The organism is Pseudomonas sp. S1_E05 (assembly GCF_056337105.1).
Genome location: NZ_JBFRHM010000001.1, coordinates 5,854,420 through 5,874,160, shown reverse-complemented (window position 1 = coordinate 5,874,160; position 19,741 = coordinate 5,854,420). Strand labels below are relative to the sequence as shown.

The 19,741-nt window shown below is 62.0% G+C and carries 11 protein-coding genes and 1 pseudogene; 6 read left to right on the top strand and 6 right to left on the bottom strand.

The window, feature by feature from the left end; all coding sequences use genetic code 11:
• Window positions 1–79: 79 nt before the first annotated feature.
• Both AB4N33_RS27195 and metR read left to right on the top strand, forming a co-directional pair.
• Window positions 80–5,338 carry a dermonecrotic toxin domain-containing protein gene (locus AB4N33_RS27195; protein WP_476458623.1) on the top strand — a complete coding sequence of 1,753 codons (5,259 nt, stop codon included), beginning with the start codon at window positions 80–82 and terminating at the stop codon, window positions 5,336–5,338.
• 132 nt (window positions 5,339–5,470) lie between these two features.
• Window positions 5,471–6,387: pseudogene (gene metR / locus AB4N33_RS27190) on the top strand (transcriptional regulator MetR).
• Window positions 6,388–6,405: 18 nt separating this feature from the next.
• Here the strand turns inward: metR and AB4N33_RS27185 are convergent.
• The 4 genes from AB4N33_RS27185 to AB4N33_RS27170 all read right to left on the bottom strand — a co-directional run bounded on the left by AB4N33_RS27185 (window position 6,406) and on the right by AB4N33_RS27170 (window position 10,084).
• Entirely contained in the window at window positions 6,406–7,044 is a 639-nt protein-coding gene (locus tag AB4N33_RS27185; RefSeq protein ID WP_476458622.1) for a LysE family translocator, read from the bottom strand.
• Between the two features lie 26 nt (window positions 7,045–7,070).
• Window positions 7,071–7,487 (bottom strand): NUDIX hydrolase, encoded by a 417-nt coding sequence (locus AB4N33_RS27180; protein ID WP_476458621.1) that lies wholly within the window; start codon window positions 7,485–7,487, stop codon window positions 7,071–7,073.
• 227 nt (window positions 7,488–7,714) lie between these two features.
• Window positions 7,715–9,040 (bottom strand): APC family permease, encoded by a 1,326-nt coding sequence (locus AB4N33_RS27175; RefSeq protein ID WP_476458620.1) that lies wholly within the window; start codon window positions 9,038–9,040, stop codon window positions 7,715–7,717.
• Between the two features lie 222 nt (window positions 9,041–9,262).
• The gene (locus AB4N33_RS27170) at window positions 9,263–10,084 is read right to left on the bottom strand and encodes a carbon-nitrogen hydrolase family protein (RefSeq protein ID WP_460140960.1); all 822 of its coding nucleotides are present in this window, start codon (window positions 10,082–10,084) and stop codon (window positions 9,263–9,265) included.
• Window positions 10,085–10,210: 126 nt separating this feature from the next.
• Between AB4N33_RS27170 and AB4N33_RS27165 the strand changes: the two genes are divergently transcribed.
• The 4 genes from AB4N33_RS27165 to AB4N33_RS27150 all read left to right on the top strand — a co-directional run bounded on the left by AB4N33_RS27165 (window position 10,211) and on the right by AB4N33_RS27150 (window position 16,522).
• Window positions 10,211–11,011 carry a helix-turn-helix transcriptional regulator gene (locus tag AB4N33_RS27165; protein ID WP_476458619.1) on the top strand — a complete coding sequence of 267 codons (801 nt, stop codon included), beginning with the start codon at window positions 10,211–10,213 and terminating at the stop codon, window positions 11,009–11,011.
• A gap of 191 nt (window positions 11,012–11,202) precedes the next feature.
• Complete coding sequence (bglX, locus tag AB4N33_RS27160; RefSeq protein WP_476458618.1) at window positions 11,203–13,530, top strand: beta-glucosidase BglX; 2,328 nt, start codon at window positions 11,203–11,205, stop codon at window positions 13,528–13,530.
• A gap of 71 nt (window positions 13,531–13,601) precedes the next feature.
• Entirely contained in the window at window positions 13,602–15,221 is a 1,620-nt protein-coding gene (locus AB4N33_RS27155) for an FMN-binding glutamate synthase family protein (RefSeq protein ID WP_460121259.1), read from the top strand.
• 179 nt (window positions 15,222–15,400) lie between these two features.
• Window positions 15,401–16,522, top strand: coding sequence for an OpgC family protein (locus AB4N33_RS27150; RefSeq protein ID WP_460121257.1), 1,122 nt, complete (start codon window positions 15,401–15,403; stop codon window positions 16,520–16,522).
• 60 nt (window positions 16,523–16,582) lie between these two features.
• Here the strand turns inward: AB4N33_RS27150 and AB4N33_RS27145 are convergent, their stop codons facing one another.
• Window positions 16,583–17,689 carry an NADH:flavin oxidoreductase/NADH oxidase gene (locus AB4N33_RS27145; RefSeq protein ID WP_460121255.1) on the bottom strand — a complete coding sequence of 369 codons (1,107 nt, stop codon included), beginning with the start codon at window positions 17,687–17,689 and terminating at the stop codon, window positions 16,583–16,585.
• Window positions 17,690–18,001: 312 nt separating this feature from the next.
• On the bottom strand, window positions 18,002–19,711 hold the full coding sequence (recJ, locus tag AB4N33_RS27140; RefSeq protein WP_460121253.1) for a single-stranded-DNA-specific exonuclease RecJ: 1,710 nt from the start codon (window positions 19,709–19,711) through the stop codon (window positions 18,002–18,004).
• Window positions 19,712–19,741: the final 30 nt, after the last annotated feature.

Sequence of the window (19,741 nt, the reverse complement as noted above, 5' to 3'; positions counted from 1 at the left end):
TGTAGTGCCAACGCCCGCCAGAGGTTTTCTTAAATGGCTCGCTCACGGCGGATATCCCGCCCCCACCGAGCCAAGCCCCATGATTGATAGACGCCCGCCCAATCTACCCACTCCCGAACTGCTCGCCCTCCCGACGCCCTCACCCCTGCCCCGGCATCATGACGAACGCTTGATGTTCAGCGCTCTAAGGCGCTGGCGTGACAGCGCCGAGGGCCTGGGAGAACTGGCCGCCAGCGTACCGACCAGCCACGACATAAACGCCCGCGTGCTCACACAACCAAAGACCGACCCACAGCAGGTGCTCAACGAATGCTGGCGCGACTTCTGGAGTGCTCGCGCTGCGGGCACAGCGGTCTCGCGGCAATCACGGGCGATCGAGCTCTACCGTCAGCATGTCGAGGCGGCTGCCGATTGGTCCTTCGCCCACAGAACCATCAGCGCGCAGCAGCACCAGACGCTGCTGTCGATCATCGATTCCGGCGAATCCACACCCAACCCCCAACCCATTCGGGCTGAACAACTGGCACTGGTGCTCAGCAATCAAAGCCGCATCAAACTCACCGGCGCCTGGGTCATCAGCCTCGAGCAATCGACGGATGGCGGCCTGTTGCTGTATCTGCCCAGCCGGCCCATTGCGATTGCGAGCTTCGAACAGCGCAGCGCCCTGGAGCAATGGCTGGCTCGCCAGGCACTGGTGCCGCAGGGCCTGCCCAGCGGTAACCTGCGCATCGAATACACCGCACACCTCGACCCGATGAGCGTTGGCGCCAGCGACCTGTTCGCCCACTATCAACAGGCGCAGGTCAACGCATTGCGCAACGGCACCCTGGCCCTGTCTGACGAGGCAAACCCCAAGCGCCGCAACAGCCTCGTCATCGCCTCACCGCCCCGGCTCGAAACCTCGCAATCGCAGGGCGACGAACAGCCGCTATTCGGCAGCCTGTACGCTGACATCCCGTGGTCCGTGCGCGAGACCGCATTAAACCGGCAACGCAATGCGCTCGACGCCTTGATCCAGGCGATGGGCGATGGTGCGGACCTGCAACCGTTGCACGATGCGCAGCAAACCCTGGAGAAGGCCGAGCTGGATGCGGACGCGGCTGCGGCAACCTTGCTTCAGCATCCGCGCCCCGCCACCTTCGACCGCACGTTCACGGCGCTGCTCGATGCGCACAGGGCCGGGCTGAAGGCCGAAGCCTCCCTGCAACGGGCGCTCAAACAACTCGATGAAGATGAATACAGGCAACTGCTGGCCGTGCTCGACGCTGCCGACACCGGTTGGGTATCCGCCAGCCTGAGCGTGGCAAAAGTGACGGACGAGCAAACGACTCACGCCCTGCACGGTGCATTCATCGTCACCGTGGCTGCCGCGCTCGCCGATGCCGATTCGCCCCACAGCGTGTTGCTTTACTGGCCCGGAGCCGGCGGCGGTCTGCAACGTTTCGCCAATCGTCGCGAGCTGGAGCGCGTGATGTTCAAGATCGCGCCACAGGACAAGGTTGCCGCCTTGCACGTACACCCCCTCAGCGGCGACGCGCTGGAACACGGCCTGAAACAACTGACCAGCGACTTCGAAACAGGGGCCAGGGCCATCGCCGACGATGCACCGCAGCGTGCCGAACAACTGCAATCACTGCGCGCCAACGCCCTGGCAGCCTTGCAGGTGCCCGTGGACGCGGCCCGAAACCTGGTGTGGGCGCATCGGCTTGAACAGGATCGCAGCGTCGCCCTCGCCGCCCATTTGCCCGACTGGCTCGACAAGCTGTCGATGGCTGATCGCGGTGAACTCAAAGCCCTGATCGAGGCCTACCTGCCGGCGATGGCCCGCAGCCACGAGCTGCTGACGATCGCTCTGGAACCGCGCAACCAGTTCACCCGTAAACACCTGCAAGCCCGTTTGCGCAAAGACTTCTCGCTCAAGGGCGCTTTTGATGTGCAACTGGATATCCCCGATGCCGTCACCTGGGAGACACGCTACAGCGCAGGCCCCACCGGACCGGTGCCGACCTCCGTCATGGTCGCCAGCCCCCAGCGCAGCAGGATGTCGCTCGAAGCGTTGGCGCAACTCAATATCGACAGCAAGCAGTCGGTGCAACAGGATCCCTTGTCACAGCGCATGGTGCTGATGCACCGGCAAATCACCGCCGACGATGACAAGGAACGCGTGCGCCTGCTCAACGGTTTAACGCCCACTTACCTGCGCAAAGTCATCCCCGAGCTGGACCTGCCCAACGCCTACGAACGACGGATCATCGAAGCTTTCAGGGGCTCGGCCAGTGAAACCTCGTTCGTACGCGAGCACCGCCGTGAATGCCTGATTGAACCCTGGCGATTGATGCTCAAGTTGCAGGGCGAATGCGCGCGGCTGCAGAAACAGATCAATCGTGACGATCTCACCATTCTGGGCATTGCCATCGACGCCAGCACCCCGGCGGACTGGCGCGTCGATGACCGACGTATTGTCCTGCTGCCAGCGCGCCTGACGGTGGGCGGCAAGGACACACCCGATGAAGGTCCGGTGACCTTGTCTGGCGTAACGTTTATTCAGGAACAGGTCAGCGGCACAACGTTACTGTACTTGCCTGACAGTCCCGATGGTCAATTCCTGCGCCGCTACGACAACCTGGAAATCGCGCGCAAGGCGTTGTTCAACCTGTGCCTGCAAGACAGGATGCTTGAGTACCTCGCCGGCCGCGCATTGCAGGGCGATGTTCGGGCGCATGAAAGCCGCATCAATGAAGCGTCGCTCAGGCACTTCGATGCAATGATCGGCATCGGTACGCCCTGGCCGGCATCCACCTCGTTAGCTGCACATTTGCTCGATGCCCATATGGGACGGCTGATCATCGCCCATCGCGACACGTCTCGCTCCAACGCCACCCTGCAACTGGAGCGTTATGCGCTGGAAGGCCCGCGCGCCTTCAACTACATCAAAATGGCCTTGGGCATGTTGCCTTTCGTCGGCACCGCCATTGCCCTCTACGACGCCTGGACGGCGGCAAACCAGGCAACAGTCGCGTTTCTGCGCGGTGAGGTCGGTGACGGTGTCGCGCAGTTGCGCACGGTGCTGCTTTGCCTGATCGACGCCGCCATGGACCTGCTTCCGGGCGAGGCAGCCGTGTCTTCGCTCGCGCCGGCGGCCCGGCAACTGACCCGTGCTCGCCAGTTGCGGGCACTGACTGCTGGAAGAGCCGCATGGTCCGCACCATCAACGCGCCACGCGCGCCATCTGGCGGCCCGCTTCGCCGGCTACGAATACGAACGCCCGATCTCGTTATGGCCAGCGCAACCGTCGACCCACGGCCTCTACCGCCATGTCTATCGGCATGCTGACGGGGACTTCATCGTGCGTCAGGGCCGCATTTACCAGGTGCAACTGAGCAACCACTCGCGTCAGTGGCGTCTGCTCGGCAACAGTCGAAAAACCTACCAACAGCCGATTGCCCTGGATGAATCGGGGCGCTGGGACACCTGGTTCGGGGTCTACGGCACGACCTTCGAGGGGGGCGGCCGGGGCGGCGGAAACCTGTCCGGCCACCTGGCCAACGCGCTGGACCCGTTATGGCCCGAAGCGATTCGCCAACGGCTGCCGCGCTGGTGGGTCGACCGGACGTTCCGTCGCCACCATGAGTTGACCGAGACCGCCGACTCCATCGCCCTGAAAATCGATGCCCAGGTCAAACACACGGATGCCAGGCTGGCGGCATACGACGCCAGCCCGGAGCGTGTTCCAGCCTTGATGGACGCTGCCGAAGCGGCCTGCATCGCCGATATTGAACTGGGCAACAGGTACTATCAGACACTCCTCGAACTGCTGCCTCTCACTCACGGCAACAAGCGCCGGGTGCTGGTGGAGTTTCAAAGCAACGGCGCACTGCTGCTGACCGACCGCCACAGGCGCCGTCTGATTTTCGACAATCATCGGGTGCAACCGCTGCTGGACCGCGCCGACGACCTGACGGAAACGCTGGACGCGACACCGGTGGAAGCGCTCACGAAGCGGCTGGTGCTGCTGGAGGACATCAGGAAACTGCGCCTGGATATCCTCAAGTCGTTCGATACGATCGAGGCACGCCGGGGCGATCTTAATCATTGGTATCAACGCATCACCCTGGGCAGCGACAGGGCGCAGATGACCGCGCAAGTCAACGAACTGAACACGCGTTTGAGCGAGTCGAACATTTTGTACCTGCGAACCGGACATCTGCTGGAAAGCGTGACCCGTTATGACAGCACCAGCGATCTGTCGTGGTTCCTCCTGCAAAACCAGACCCAACTCAAACGCGCCCGGGTCGACCGGGCCTTGTTCACGCAGTTCAGCCTGCCGGAGGTGACCGCCACTCGGGCGCAGCGCAACCAAATCCTGCTGGACTGCATCGAACAGTACCGTCAGTTCCGCCGCGACATGAAAGCCTGGACTGCCAGTTATCCGCAGCACTTCCATCTGGAAGCCGTCTCCCCCCTGCTGGATGCCCTGGAAAAAATGACCGAGCGCGCACGAAAGGGCCTCGACCTATCACCGCCCGCCGCGCCATCCGGCCAGCGCACGAAAAAGGTGTTTTTGACCGAAAACGATCAATGGTTGATCGGTACCGAGCGCACGGAACCGGCAACGGGTCAGCGCCAGTACACCCTCACCGGGCAGGACGGCCACGTGGAAATCTGGGAGCCGGCCTCCGACGGTAAATCCCGCCTTTTGAACCCGCAACCACAACTGGCTTCACCCGCCCCCAGGAGCCTGGAATCGTTAGTGACCGAGGCACGCAAACGCCTCAACGCACAACCCGCCTACGAAACACGTGTGCAGTCCTACGCGTCCCAGGACATGCTGCCGGTCGACCTGGAACACATGATGCTCAGCGAAGCCAACGAACTGACCCTGCGCGCCCGCAGCATCGAAGAGCTGGCGCCGCAAAACGCTCTCATCGCCCAGCTCAGGGATAAGGCCGCTGAATTGACCGCCACCGGGCGCGCACTGCGAACCCGCCAGTCGTTGAAGACCCGAGCCCCTACTGACGGCATGCTTGAAGACCTGATCGGCCAGGGCGTGGTCGAAGTGCGCAAGGTGAGCCCAATGAAAAACCTCGGCAAACGTCGCGATGGTCGCACCGATCATATGCAGGAGTACGAAATCTGGGACCTGTCGCAAACGCCTGAAAAAGTGGTGTGGTATGCACATTTTCACTACGCCAAGGCCTCGGCGGCCTTCAGTGCCTTCGAGAAGGCCCATTTGAAACTGCCGGAACACCGCTTCCTGACCCACGCCCACAATGCCGACTTGCCATACGCCGACATCGGCAAGAAGTCGGCAGTGCTGCCGTATTTTGAAACGCTGTGACTCTGACCGTGTAGGAGCGACGTCGCTCCTACACGGTGAAGTGAATCGGCGGAGAAATTCGACAGACCCACCCAACATGAGACAAACTCAACATATCCGCACTGACATCAAGTTTTGTTCATGGAGCCTCCGGTGCTTGAAATCCGTCACCTGAAAACCCTGCACGCCCTGCGCGAAGCCGACAGCCTGGTCGATGCGGCTGACCGCCTGCACCTGACGCAATCGGCGCTGTCCCATCAGTTCAAGGAACTGGAAGAACGCCTGGGCATGCCCCTGTTCGTGCGCAAGACCAAACCCGTGCGGTTCACCAGCGCCGGGTTGCGCCTGCTGCAACTGGCTGACGCGACCCTGCCGTTGCTGCGCGGCGCCGAGCGCGACATCGCGCGGCTGGCCGGTGGCACCGCAGGACGTCTGCACATGGCGATCGAATGCCACAGCTGCTTTCAGTGGCTGATGCCAACCATCGACCAGTTCCGCGACGCCTGGCCAGAAGTCGAACTGGACCTGGCATCGGGCTTCTCTTTGCCCCCCTGCCCGCCCTCGCCCGTGGCGACCTGGACCTGGTGGTGACGTCCGATCCGCTGGAGATCGCCGGCATTACCTATGTGCCGCTGTTCACTTATGAAGCCATGCTGGCGGTCGCCAACCAGCATCGCCTGGCGAGCAAGGGGTACATCGTCCCTGAAGACCTGCTCACGGAGACCCTGATCACCTACCCGGTGGAGCGTGATCGGCTGGACATCTTCACCCGCTTCCTGGAACCGGCCGACATCGAGCCGGCGCAGGTGCGCACCTCCGAACTGACGGTGATGATGATGCAATTGGTCGCCAGCGGCCGTGGCGTGTGCGGCATGCCGCACTGGGCGCTGCATGAATACAGTGCGCGAGGCTACGTCAAGGCCAAGCGCCTGGGCGAGAAGGGATTGTTTGCCACGTTGTACGCGGCGGTGCGCACTGACATGCTGGATGCGCCGTACATGCGCGATTTCCTGCTGACAGCCAAGGACACTTCGTTCTCGACCCTGGACGGTGTCAGTGCCGTCAAATGACCGCGTGAACGCTTTTGATCACGCGGCCTTGCGCTGCTCCAGCATCAACCGCACCGCCAGCCCGGACAGCACGAACCCCATGAAGTAACGCTGCACCGATAGCCAGGTCGGGTTATTGACGAACCAGGACGCGATGCCCGCGGCGAACAACGCGATCAACAGGTTGACGCTGAAACTGACGCCGATCTGGGTCAGGCCCAGCAGGATGCTCTGGGTGAACACCGAGCCATGCTCTGGCGAGATGAACTGCGGGAACACCGACAGGTAGAACACCGCGATCTTCGGGTTCAGCGCACTGGTCAGAAACCCCATGGTGATCAGCTTGCGCGCAGAGTCGGGCGGCAACTGCTGCGCCTCGAACGGCGAGCGCGCGCCCGGCTTGACGGCCTGCCATGCCAGCCACAACAGGTAGAGCGCACCGGCCCACTTCAACACTTCATAGGCCATCGGCACGGCGAGAAAGACCGCCGTCAAACCCGCTGCGGCAGCGAACAGGTGCACGAAAAACCCGGCCACCACACCGAGCAGGGACGTGACCCCAGCCTTGCGACCCTGGCAGATCGACCGTGAGATCAGGTAGATCATGTTCGGCCCCGGCGTCAGCACCATCAGCAGGGCGGCAGCGGCGAAGATCAGCAAGTCGTGAAGCGGGATCATGGGAACGGTCCTTGGTCCGTGAGTGATCAGGCGATCAGTGAGGCTCGATAAAACGGCAGGATCAGGTCGCGTGTCAATGGCGCCAATGTCAGGCCTCTCTCGGTGGCCGGGTCGATCCAGCACACCTCTTCGATTTCCGCCGCGGGTGTCACGTCGGCGTCAATCGAAAGTTGAAAGAGCTCAGCCTGCACGACAAATCCCGGCTCGTTGGCCGCAGGCGCCGAGAACTGTCCCAGGAAAGCGGCCTGCGCCGGATCGACGATCAAGCCCAGTTCTTCTTCCAGCTCACGGGCCAGGGCCTGCACCGGTTGTTCATGGGCCTCGATCTTACCGCCCGGTTGCATGAACGCCAGAGTACCGCGCTTGCGCACAAGGAGGGTGCGACCGTCGGGACCGATCAACAGGGCGGCGGCAATGCGGATAGTGCGCGCGGAGAGAGTCATGGGGAGTGCGACCTTGGAAAAGCCGCAAGCATCGCATGAGTCCACCGCATCGTCATCCTGCCCACGCCCCTGTAGGAGCGAGCATGTCGAGGCGTCGAACCGTCGCGATGGACTCAGGGACGCCGCGGGCACTCAGACAGCCAGCGTGATCGTTGACGACCATCGCGACGGTTTGACGCCTCGACATGCTCGCTCCTACAGGGAACAGGGTTGAATCGGGGGAGCGGTTACGCCGCTTCCTGAAAATCCATCTCCGGTGGCTGGCGACGGAAACCGCCGGTCAACACGGCCAGGTAGACCACGCCAACCGCCAGCCAGCTCAACCCCAGGTAGATCGCCAGGTGATCGAGGCTGACCATCAGCCACAGGTCCGCCGCCAGGCCGATGAAGGGGAAGAGCACAAACAGGACGAACTCGCGCAGGCCTTTTGTCTCGCCGCCGATCCAGAAATGAAAGATCACCGACAAGTTGACCAGGCTGAAGGCCAGGAACGCGCCGAAGTTGATGAACGAGGTCGAGGTGGTGACGTCAAGCTTCAGCGCCAGCAACGCGACCACGGCGCACAGCAGGATGCTGTTGATCGGCGTGCCGAATCGTTCGTGAAGGGTGCCGAAGAAGGATTTGGGCAGCACGCCGTCGCGGCCCATGGCGAACAACAGGCGCGAGCCGCTGGCCTGGGCCGACAGCCCCGAGGCGAACTGGCCGACGATCAGGCCGATCAGGAAGATCGAGACGAACAGGTCGCCGCCGATGTTGCGGGCAATTTCATAGGCCGCCGAGTCGACGCTGTCGAACTGGAACGAGGGGTGCGCGATCTGCACGAAGTACGACACGCCGACGAAGATCAGGCCGCCGATCAGGGTGATCAACATGATCGCCCGTGGGATGGTGCGGCGCGGGTCGCGGGTTTCTTCCGTCAGGGTGCTGACCGCGTCGAACCCCAGGAACGAGTAACAGGCGATGGCCGCACCGCTCATGATCAGCGGCATCTGCATGTCGCCATTGAAGAACGGTTTCACCGACCACAGCGGCGTGCTTGCATCGCCCGCCACGTAATGCACGCACAGCGCGACGAAGGCAATCAGCACCAGGAACTGCACCAGCATCAGCAGGGCGTTGACGCCGTTGGCCAGTTTCAGGCCGACGATGTTGATCGCACTGGTGATGCCGATGAATGCCAGCACCCAGATCCATTGCGGCACCGCCGGGAACGCGGAGTACAGGTACGCCGCACCGATCAGCCAGATGGCCATCGGCAAAAACAGGTAATCGAGCAACACCGCCCAACCGGCAATGAAGCCGAGCTTGGGGCTGATGGCCTTGCGCACGTAGCTGTAGGCCGAGCCGGCCACGGGAAATGCCGAGGCCATGCGCCCATAACTCATGGCGGTGAAGAACATCGCCACCAGTGCCGCCAGGTACGCCGCCGGCACCATGCCTTGGGTGGATTGAGCGAGGATGCCGAACGTGCCGAGCACGATGATCGGCGTCATGTAGGCGATGCCAAACAGCACCACCGACCCCAGAGAAAGGGTGCGTTGCAAACGAGCCATGAGCGACTACTCCGCGATTATTAGATTTATGGCAGAACCGAGTTCGGCGTAGGTATTTTTGGTGTTGCGTTGTTGTTATTGGATGAAGGGTCAAACAGTCTTGTTGGCTGTGCGGGCCTCATCGCGGGCAAGCCCATTCCCACAGGGATCTTTGGCGTTCACAGAATCTGTGGGAGCGGGCTTGCCCGCGATAGGGCCGACCCGAACACCCCAAAATCCGGATCAGCCCTTGGGAATCATCAACTCCCGCAATCCATCAGCATGTTCTACCAACTCCCCCGGCAACTTCAGCCGCTGATCATCGAGGTAGCGATAGTCCTGGCGCGCCGTCGTCAGCTGATTCAGGTCCAGTTCCACCGCGAACTGCCCCTCATCCCGACCGGCCTCGAACAACAGCGTGCCCAGTGGATCGACCAGTGCACTGCCGCCGGCAAACAGCAAGCCGCCATCGCCCTCTTCCACCCGGTTGACCATGACGGCGAACGCCTGGTTTTCCTGAGCTCGGGCCATGATCGCGGTGCGATGCGTCGGGCCGTAAGGGTCCATGTTGCCGTTGGTGACGATCAGCAGTTCGGCCCCCAGTTGTGCCAGGGCGCGGGCGCTTTCCGGGAACTCGATGTCGTAGCAGATCAGCAGCCCGACTCGCACACCGTTCCACAGGCAGGTGGCGTAGCGGTCGCCCGCCTCGTACACACCACGATCCGAGGCCCACAGGTGGGTCTTGCGGTATTTGAGCGCGATGCCTTCAGGCGTGATCAGCAAGGTGGTGTTGAAGAAACGACCGTTGTCGTGCTCGGCCGTACCGATCACCACGGCGATGTGGCGCTCACGGGCGGCGGCGACAATGGCGCTGACGGTCGGGCCGTCCAGCGGCTCGGCGACGCTGGCCACGGTGTCGGCCGACGGGAAGCCCATCAGGTGGCTTTCCGGGAACATGATCAATTGCGTATCGGCGGCGCAGGCGGCAATCGCGGCCAATGCACGTTCGAGGTTGTAAGCCGTGTCGTTGTCACGGCCAGCCAATTGGGCGAGTTCGACCTTCATCGGTATTCCTTGTTCTGGTGGCCGGGCAGCAGAAAGATTGCCCGGCCTGTGTCTGTGCGCCAGTATGCGCAGCAAGTAATCGGTCAGGGAATCACGCGGCCGGGGTAACACCATAGGGGTACAGCCATGACACTCTCGCTGGACGACATCGCCTGGCACCGCTCGGTGGGACAACTGATCGACGCCCTGGACAAGCCCAACTTCTGGACGCAACTGGTGCGTCTGCTCGATCAGTACGTGCCTTGCGACAGCTGGGTGGTGCTGCTGTTCAGCGCCGACCAGCACCCGCAGGTGTTCGCCGAATGCCCGGGCGTTGATGGTGGCCCGGATCAATTGTTCCAGGACTACTTGCGCGGGCTGTACCTGCTGGACCCGTTCTACATCGCCTGTCGCGAGCAATCCCGTACCGGTCTTTACCGTCTGTCGGAGGTGGCGCCGGAGCACTTCGAACTCACCGAGTACTACCAACGATACTTTCGCGTGAACGTCGTGGCCGACGAAATCCAGTTTAATTGCCAGCTCGAAGGCGAGCGCACGCTGTGCCTTTCACTGGGCAGCAAACAGCCCTTCAACGCCCAACAGATCGCCCTGCTATCGTTGATCCAGCCGTGGGTGCTCGGCCTGTTGCGCCAGCGACTGCCCTATGAAATCAACGAGGTGGTGGCCCTTGCACCCGCGCCGATGCGAGGTGACTGGCGCGTGCAGCTCGAAGCCTCCGTGCAGCAAATCAAGGGCGCGCAACTGACCGCCAGGGAGCTCGACGTCGGGCGCCTGATGCTCAGCGGCTGCTCGAGCAAAGAGATTGCCCGCAAGCTGGAAATCTCCATCGAAACTGTAAAGGTCCACAAGAAACACATGTACAGCAAACTGGGGATCAAATCGCAGTCCGAGCTGTTCTCGATTTTCCTGCAGGCCCAAAGCGCCTGACGCTCCCCGTGCCTGGCGACCGTTGATCGAAAACCACAAAAACCTGTTATTTATGACAGTAGCACCCGCCCGCCCACTCATGAACACTCACCTCAGGTGATTGAATCGGCTCATGGGCCGAGGGCGCAGCAGCAATGCCGACTGTCAATCCAGCGCGGTTAAATCCATGGCCAATCAAGGCTCGCCGACTCATGGTTGGCACCGCAGTGGCGACGGTCTTCGGGTTGGCGGCAGAGGCCCTTCCAGCCGCCAGTGAAACTGTCAGCAATGATCGGGTCGACAACCTGCTCATGCGCATGACCCTTGAAGAGAAACTGGGCCAACTCTCCCAACTCGTCCGCTACAACCGGGCCGACTCCCGGGAGAACATAGAGGGTGAAGAAGGCTATGTGCCCCCGGAAACGGGATCGGTCATCGGGTTCTACGGCGCTGATGCCACGCGACGACTGCAAGAAAAGGTCATGAAGGAATCGCGCCTGCATATTCCGCTGCTGTTTTCCTACGATGTAATGCATGGCTTTCGCACTGTTTTCCCCACGCCACTCGCCGAAGCCGCGAGCTGGGACGTCCAACTGGCGCAACGCACAACCCGAGCCACCGCCGTGGAAGCCACCGCCAGTGGCGTACGCTGGACCCTGGCCCCCATGGTCGATATTGCGCGGGACCCGCGCTGGGGACGGGTAACCGAAGGTGCGGGCGAAGACCCCTTTCTCGCTTCGGCGCTGGCAGCGGCCCGCATCCGTGGCTTGCACGGAGCCGTTGGCAATGGCCCCGTTCCAACACGCCCCCATGAACAGCGTTCGCAGATGATGCTCGCCACGGCCAAGCATTTTGTCGCCTATGGCGCTGCCGAGGGAGGGCGCGATTACAACACCGCCGATCTCTCGCAACGCACTCTGCACGAAACCTACCTGCCGCCCTTTCGGGCCGCCGTGGCATCCGGCGTCGATGCGATCATGCCGGGGCTCAACGAGATTGCCGGTACACCGATGCACGCCAGTCAATCGCTGCTCAAGGAGACGCTTCGGTGCCAATGGGGTTTCACCGGAATAGTCATCAGCGACTACGACGGCGTGGAGGAACTGATGGACCATGGCACTGCGGATCTGCCCGCGACGGCGGTCCAACAGGCCATGAACGCGACGGTGGACGTGGACCTGGCCAGTGGCATCTACTCCAGGAGCCTGCCGACGCTGGTCAAGAGCGGCCAGGTGTCCCAGCGCGCGTTGGACGATGCAGTGCGCCGGGTGCTTCTGGCCAAAGACAAACTGGGACTGTTCGATGACCCTTATCGCTACATCGACCCAGCCCGCGAACGAGCGCCTGCCAGCGTTGAGCATCGCGCACTGGCGCGCGAAGCCGCGCAGAAATCCATTGTGTTGCTGAAAAACGAAAATCAGCTATTACCCCTGAACAAAAATATTCGCCGGCTGGTGGTCGTGGGGGCGCTGGCTGATGATTCGACTGGCGCGTTGGGCCCCTACCCAGGTATTGCCCGCCTCGATGAGACGGTCAGCGTGCTTGAAGGAATCAAACGCGCAATTTCCCCCGCCAGCCAGCTGGTTTACGTCGCCGGGGCCTCCCCTCACAGCGATGAACGTTCGGGCATCGACAAGGCGATGATCGCCGCCCTAGGCGCGGACGTCGTGATCGCCGTGCTTGGCGAAAGTTCGTCCATGAGCGGCGAAGCGAACAGTCGCGCATTCCTTGGGCTGAACGCCGCTCAAGAAGCCCTCCTGGAACGTCTGGTTGAAACGCGCAAACCCCTGGTCGTCATTCTCATGAATGGCCGTCCTCTGACAGTCTCCCGCCTGGACGCGCAAGTCCCGGCCATCCTCGAGGCCTGGTTCCTGGGCTCGGAAATGGGCAACGGCGTGGCCGACATCCTGTTTGGCGACGTCAATCCAAGCGGCAAGCTGCCTATCACGTTTCCCCGGTCGGTGGGTCAGGTGCCCATTTACTACGGACACAAAAGTACCGGGCGAGCCCCTCGGCAGCATTTGATTTATACCTCCAAGTACATCGATCATCCCTGGACGCCGCTTTATCCATTCGGCCATGGTTTGAGCTACACAACCTTCGCCTACGATCCACCGCAGCTGGATAAAACCGTGCTCTCGCCCGATGAGGCCCTGACGGTGGAAGTCACAGTGCATAACACCGGCGAACGTGAGGGTGAGGAAGTTGTGCAGTTGTACTTGCGCGACGACGTGGCCAGCGTGACTCGCCCCGTGCGCAGCCTGCGCGGTTTCACGCGGGTCAGGCTCCTGCCTGGCGAAGCGGGCAAGGTTCGGTTCAGGTTGGATCAGGACGACTTTGCCCTGCTCAATCAGGACTTTGTACGAGTCGTGGAGCCCGGAACGTTCACGGTTTTTGTCGGAGGCAGTTCCACCACCCTTAACCAGGCAAGCTTCCAGGTCATCAGGGGCTCGCAGTTACAGGGTCTGGGTTCAGCGATACCGCGCCTGCCCCTGCCGTTTCTGCCGATGAACAAAAGGCTCGCGTCTGGCGAGAACTGAGATCTTGCCTTGTTCACGGTTTACCGACGGGCGCAAAATGCAGGCTGCCCGTCCGAACCCAGGGAAACCGTATGAGCCTGTCACTCCTGAGCCGTTATGCCTTCTTCGCCGCGTGCGTGATCTTCACCCTCGCCAGCCTGCCCTTCCTCGAGCATGACTGGCTCTGGCCGTTCACCGCCGTGACGTTGGTGCTGAGCTTGATCGGCCTGTTCGACCTGCTGCAAAGCCCGCACGCGGTGCGGCGCAATTACCCGGTCCTGGGTAACATCCGTTATCTGGTAGAGGGCATTCGCCCGGAAATCCGCCAGTACCTGCTGGAGTCCGATAGCGATGCCCTGCCCTTCTCCCGAGCGCAACGCTCACTGGTGTACTCGCGCGCGAAAAATGAAACCGCCGACAAACCCTTCGGCACCCTGATCGATGTGTATCAATCCGGCTTCGAATTCATCGGCCACTCGATGCGCCCGGCGCCATTGAGCGACCCGAGCAGTTTTCGCGTCACGGTCGGTGGCCCGCAATGCACGCAGCCGTATTCCGCGTCGGTGTTCAACATCTCGGCCATGAGCTTCGGCTCGCTCAGCGCCAACGCCATTCGTGCGCTGAACCAGGGCGCCAAGCTGGGTAACTTCGCCCACGATACTGGCGAAGGCAGCATCAGCGCCTATCACCGGGAAAACGGCGGCGACCTGACCTGGGAGCTGGGCAGTGGTTATTTTGGTTGCCGAACGCCTGAGGGGCGCTTCGATCCGGAACGCTTCGCCGCCCAGGCGCAAACACCGCAAGTGCGGATGATCGAAATCAAGATGTCCCAAGGCGCCAAACCCGGCCACGGCGGGATTCTGCCCAAACACAAGGTCACCCGGGAAATCGCCGAGACCCGCGGCATCCTGATGGGCGAGGATTGCATCTCGCCCTCACGGCACAGCGCGTTTTCCACACCGATCGAACTGATGCAGTTCATCCAGCAACTGCGTGAACTGTCGGGCGGCAAACCGGTGGGCTTCAAGCTTTGCCTGGGCCACCCCTGGGAATTCATGGGCATCGCCAAGGCGATGCTGGAAACCGGCATCCTGCCGGACTTCATTGTCATTGACGGCAAGGAAGGCGGCACCGGCGCCGCGCCGGTGGAGTTCACCGATCACATCGGCGTGCCGATGCGCGAGGGCCTGCTGTTCGTGCACAACACCCTGGTGGGCCTGAACCTGCGGGACAAGATCAAGCTGGGCGCCAGCGGCAAGATCGTCAGCGCGTTCGACATCGCCAGCGTCCTGGCCATCGGTGCCGACTGGGCCAACTCGGCGCGTGGCTTCATGTTTGCCATCGGTTGCATCCAGTCGCAAAGCTGCCACACCAACAAATGCCCGACCGGTGTCGCCACCCAGGACACCCTGCGCCAGCGCGCCCTGGTCGTGCCGGACAAGGCTCAGCGCGTCTACAACTTCCACCGCAACACCCTCAAGGGTCTGGCGGAAATGCTCGCCGCCGCCGGCCTCGAACATCCATCGCAGTTGTCAGCCAAACACCTGGTGCGTCGCATGTCGGCCACCGAAATCAAGCTGTTCTCTCAGTTGCATGTGTTTTTGAAGCCGGGTGAATTGCTCACCGGGGAAGTCAACGGCGAGTTCTATTCGCGCATGTGGCAGATGGCACGGGCAGACAGTTTTGAGCCCAACGATGTCGTCGCGGCGTAAACATCGGACGAAGAGCTTGGCCGGTCAAACACAAGGGGAGGTTTGAGACATCCAGTAATACCGGGGATTTTGCAATTGTCAGCAAATAAGTCCACCCTGCGCGCCGCCGATGTGCGGCGCGCAACCTTTGATGCCGCCGGCCACTCCTTATCTCAATACCCGTTCCCGAGACCGCTGTCATGACGTCCGAACGCGATCACCGAATCGACTTTTTCCGAGGCCTGGCCCTGATCTTCATCTTCTGGGATCACGTGCCGCATAACCCGCTCGGTCAAATTACCCCACGCAACTTCGGTTTCAGCGATGCCGCCGAGATATTCGTGTTTCTCGCCGGCTATGCCGCCGTCCTGGCCTACGGGAAAATCCTCAAGCGCGATGGCTACCTGTTCGCCTGCCTGAAGATCCTGCGCCGCGCCTGGGTGCTCTATGTGGTGCATATTTTCTTGCTGGCGATGCTGATGGGCATCGTGTTTTTTGCCAACAGCCATGTGGAAACCCGCGACCTGGTGGAAGAAATGGGCATGCACCATTTCATCACCGACCCGCAACAGGCACTGACGGACGAACTGCTGCTGCGTTTCAAACCCAACCTCATGGACCCATTGCCGCTGTACATCGTGCTGCTGGCCGGTTTGCCGCTGGCGCTGCCACTGCTGGTACACAGGGCGTGGATGGCGGTGGCGATTTCGCTGACGGTGTACCTGCTGGCGCCGTGGTTCGGCTGGAATCTGGCGGCCATCAAGGACGGTGTCTGGTACTTCAACCCGGTGGTCTGGCAACTGTTGTTTGTCCTGGGCGGCGCCGCCGCGAGCCTTGGTCAGCGAGCACGCGTAGCCGATCACCGACCCTTGGTTCACCAGCCTTTGTTTGTCAGTGCCGCGTTGTATGTGGTCATCACCGGCGTGATCACCCTCTCCTGGCGCTGGCCGGACATTCACGACGCCGTGATGCCCGCGTGGTTGAGTGATGTGCTCTACCCGATCAGCAAGACCGACCTGTCGCCCGTGCGCCTGCTGCATTTCCTGGCGATGGCGTATGTCACGGCGAAGCTGCTGCCGGACACCGGCTGGACACAAAACTGGTGGGCGCAACAGTCCTGTCGCATGGGGCGTTACTCCCTGGAAATTTTCTGCCTCGGCGTACTGCTGGCACCACTGGCCGACATGATCAACGCCATGACCAACGATGCCTTCGCCATGCAGATCTTCACCGCACTGGTGGGCGCCGGGTTGATGGCGCTGCTGGCAGCGTGGCTGGAGTTCAACAAACAACTGAATCGAGCTCACGCCGTACCTGCCTGAACATCCCCCTGTAGGAGCGAGCAAGCCCGCTCCCACATGGGTAACCGCATACCTATTGAATCAATCGCGCAAATCCGACTCATGAATCGGCTGATCACGGTGGGTCGCGCGCTGGTACTGCGCTGGCCAAGTGGCCTTGCGCCCACCCAGATCGTCGTCGGCGTGCAACGGCCAGTACGGATCACGCAGCAGCTCCCGGGCGAGGAAGATGATGTCGGCCTGGCAGGTACGCAGGATGTGCTCGGCCTGCGCCGGTTCAGTGATCATGCCCACTGTGCCGGTGGCCATGCCGGACTCCTTGCGCACGCGCTCGGCAAAACGGGTCTGGTAACCGGGGCCGGTGGGAATCTCGGCGTTGGCCGCCGTCCCCCCGGACGACACGTCGATCAGGTCCACACCCAGGTCCTTCAGGCGTCGCGCCAACTCGACAGTTTCATCCGGGTTCCAACCGTCCTCCACCCAATCGGTGGCCGATACCCGTACAAACACCGGCAACTCTTCAGGCCACACGGCGCGCACCGCTTCGGTGACCTGCAATACCAGGCGGATGCGATTTTCGAACGAACCGCCATATTGGTCGCGCCGCTGATTGCTCAGCGGTGACAGAAACTGATGCAGCAGATAGCCGTGGGCGGCGTGAACTTCCACCACTTTGAACCCGGCGGTCAGCGCGCGCTTGGCCGAAGCCACGAATGCCTGGATCACCTCGGCGATCTCGCCTTCATCCAGCTGCTTGGGTTGGGTGTGTTGCGGGTCGAAGGCGATCGGCGAAGGGCCGACAGGTGTCCAGCCACCGTCTTCGGGTTTGACGCTTCCGTGTTTACCAATCCATGGCCGGTGGGTGCTGGCCTTGCGCCCGGCGTGGGCCAGTTGAATGCCCGCCACAGCCCCCTGGGCGGCAATGAAACGCGTGATGCGTTGCAAGGGTTCGATCTGTTGGTCATCCCACAAACCGAGGTCCTGCGCGGTGATACGTCCATCGGCCGTGATGGCCGTGGCTTCGGTAAAAATCAGCCCGGCGCCTCCGATGGCGCGACTGCCAAGGTGCACCAGGTGCCAGTCATTGGCCAGGCCATCGACGCTGGAATACTGGCACATGGGCGACACCGCAATGCGGTTGGGCAGGGTCAGTTGGCGAAGGGTATAGGGTTCAAGCAGCAGACTCATGGGGCACCTCTCAATCAGTGGTCAGGCTCCAGGGTTCTGTTTGACAAGTCGACGAGTGACATGAACAAGGTGCAACACCCGCCCCCGCGGGCAAAAAATTCGACAAGACGTCACAAGGCCAATCAAGCAGTGCTTAGAGCCTAGTCGACATCAGAGAGGAATGCGGGGTTCCTGCCGGTTTGGCCTCTCCCTTTCCCTGTAGGAGCGAGCATGCTCGCGATGGTAGTCCAGACACTGCGGGCTGTCTGGATGCCAGCGGTGTCTGGGCTAACATCGCGAGCGTGCTCGCTCCTACAGAAGAAAGGTTGTGGGCTAACGCGGTTCGATGTGCGCAATCATCAACTGCACGGTTTCCACGCCACGAAACTCGTTGAGGTCCAGCTTGTAGGCCAGTTCAACCCATTTGATCGTCGGGTTCGGCCAGATGTCGCGGTCGATGCCGAAGGCGATGCCGTCCAGTTTCACCGAGCCGCATTCGCTTTTCAGCACCACCTTGAGGTGCCGCTCGCCGACGACGCGCTGCTCCACCAACTGAAACACCCCGTGAAACACCGGCTCCGGGAAGTGCTGGCCCCATGGACCGGCGTGGCGAAGGGCCCGGGCCAATTCGAGGTGAAACTCCTCGACCGCGAGGGTGCCGTCTGACAACAGGCGCCCGGTCAGGTCTTCTTCACGCAGTTGCCGACGCACTTCGGCATCGAAGGCCTGTGCGAACAAGGGGTAATTCGCTTCCGGCAGCGTCAGGCCCGCCGCCATGGCATGACCGCCGTACTTGCTGATCAGGTTGGGATGCTGCGCCGCGACCACACTCAAGGCATCACGGATGTGAAAGCCCTGGACCGAACGCCCCGAGCCCTTGAGCAGGCCATCGCCTGCATCGGCAAAGGCGATGGTCGGGCGGAAATAACGCTCTTTCATCCGCGATGCCAGAATGCCGATAACCCCCTGGTGCCACTCGGGGTCGAACAGGCAGAGGCCGAAGGGCATCGATTCCATCGGCAGGTCCTTGAGCTGGGCCATCGCCTCGCGCTGCATGCCCTGTTCGATGGATTTGCGGTCCTGGTTCATGCCGTCGAGCTGGAGGGCCATTTCCCGGGCCAGGTCGGTGCTGTCGGTGAGCAGGCACTCGATGCCCAGGCTCATGTCGTCCAGGCGCCCCGCCGCATTCAGGCGCGGGCCCACGATAAAGCCCAGGTCCGTGGACGTGATGCGTGTGTGATCACGCTTGGCCACCTCAAGGATCGCCTTGATGCCTGGCCGCGCACGCCCGGCGCGAATCCGCTCGAGGCCCTGGTGCACCAGAATCCGGTTGTTGGCGTCCAGCGGCACCACGTCGGCAACGCTTCCCAGCGCCACAAGATCAAGCAACTCACCGATGTTCGGCTGTGGTTTGTTGTCGTACCAACCGAGGCTGCGCAAGCGCGCACGCAGGGCCATCAGCACATAGAAAATCACCCCGACGCCGGCCAGTGCCTTGCTCGCAAAGCTGCACCCTGGCTGGTTCGGGTTGACGATCGCATCGGCGAGTGGCAACTCATCGCCCGGCAAGTGGTGATCGGTGACCAGTACCTTGAGACCCGCCTTCTTCGCCGCCGCCACGCCTTCGACGCTGGAGATGCCATTGTCCACCGTGATCAGCAGCTGTGGCGAGCGGGTCAGTGCCACGTCGACGATTTCCGGGGTCAGGCCGTAGCCGTACTCGAAGCGATTCGGCACCAAGTAGTCGACATGTGCCGCACCCAGCAGGCGCAAGCCCAGCGTGCCCACGGTGCTGGCGGTGGCGCCGTCCGCGTCGAAGTCACCGACGATCAGAATCCGCTGGCGCTGCTCAAGCGCCGTCACCAACAAATCCACGGCCGCGTCGATCCCCTTGAGCTGCGCAAACGGAATCAACCGCGCCAGGCTCTTGTCCAGTTCAGCCTCGCTCTGCACGCCCCTCGCCGCGTACAGGCGCGTCAGCAATGGCGGCAGATCGCCGAGGAATGGCAGGGTTTCAGGCAACAGGCGAGGTTCGATGCGCATGGGGTAACGGGTGCTTCTCTTGAATACGGA

Bases quoted from the DNA above. Each gene is read 5' to 3' on its own strand.
- AB4N33_RS27145 (WP_460121255.1), bottom strand. From the start codon at position 17,689: ATGAGTCTGCTGCTTGAACCCTATACCCTTCGCCAACTGACCCTGCCC.
- AB4N33_RS27175 (WP_476458620.1), bottom strand. From the start codon at position 9,040: ATGGCTCGTTTGCAACGCACCCTTTCTCTGGGGTCGGTGGTGCTGTTT.
- AB4N33_RS27180 (WP_476458621.1), bottom strand. From the start codon at position 7,487: ATGACTCTCTCCGCGCGCACTATCCGCATTGCCGCCGCCCTGTTGATC.
- AB4N33_RS27155 (WP_460121259.1), top strand. From the start codon at position 13,602: ATGAGCCTGTCACTCCTGAGCCGTTATGCCTTCTTCGCCGCGTGCGTG.
- bglX (WP_476458618.1), top strand. From the start codon at position 11,203: ATGGTTGGCACCGCAGTGGCGACGGTCTTCGGGTTGGCGGCAGAGGCC.
- AB4N33_RS27165 (WP_476458619.1), top strand. From the start codon at position 10,211: ATGACACTCTCGCTGGACGACATCGCCTGGCACCGCTCGGTGGGACAA.
- AB4N33_RS27150 (WP_460121257.1), top strand. From the start codon at position 15,401: ATGACGTCCGAACGCGATCACCGAATCGACTTTTTCCGAGGCCTGGCC.
- AB4N33_RS27185 (WP_476458622.1), bottom strand. From the start codon at position 7,044: ATGATCCCGCTTCACGACTTGCTGATCTTCGCCGCTGCCGCCCTGCTG.
- AB4N33_RS27170 (WP_460140960.1), bottom strand. From the start codon at position 10,084: ATGAAGGTCGAACTCGCCCAATTGGCTGGCCGTGACAACGACACGGCT.
- recJ (WP_460121253.1), bottom strand. From the start codon at position 19,711: ATGCGCATCGAACCTCGCCTGTTGCCTGAAACCCTGCCATTCCTCGGC.
- AB4N33_RS27195 (WP_476458623.1), top strand. From the start codon at position 80: ATGATTGATAGACGCCCGCCCAATCTACCCACTCCCGAACTGCTCGCC.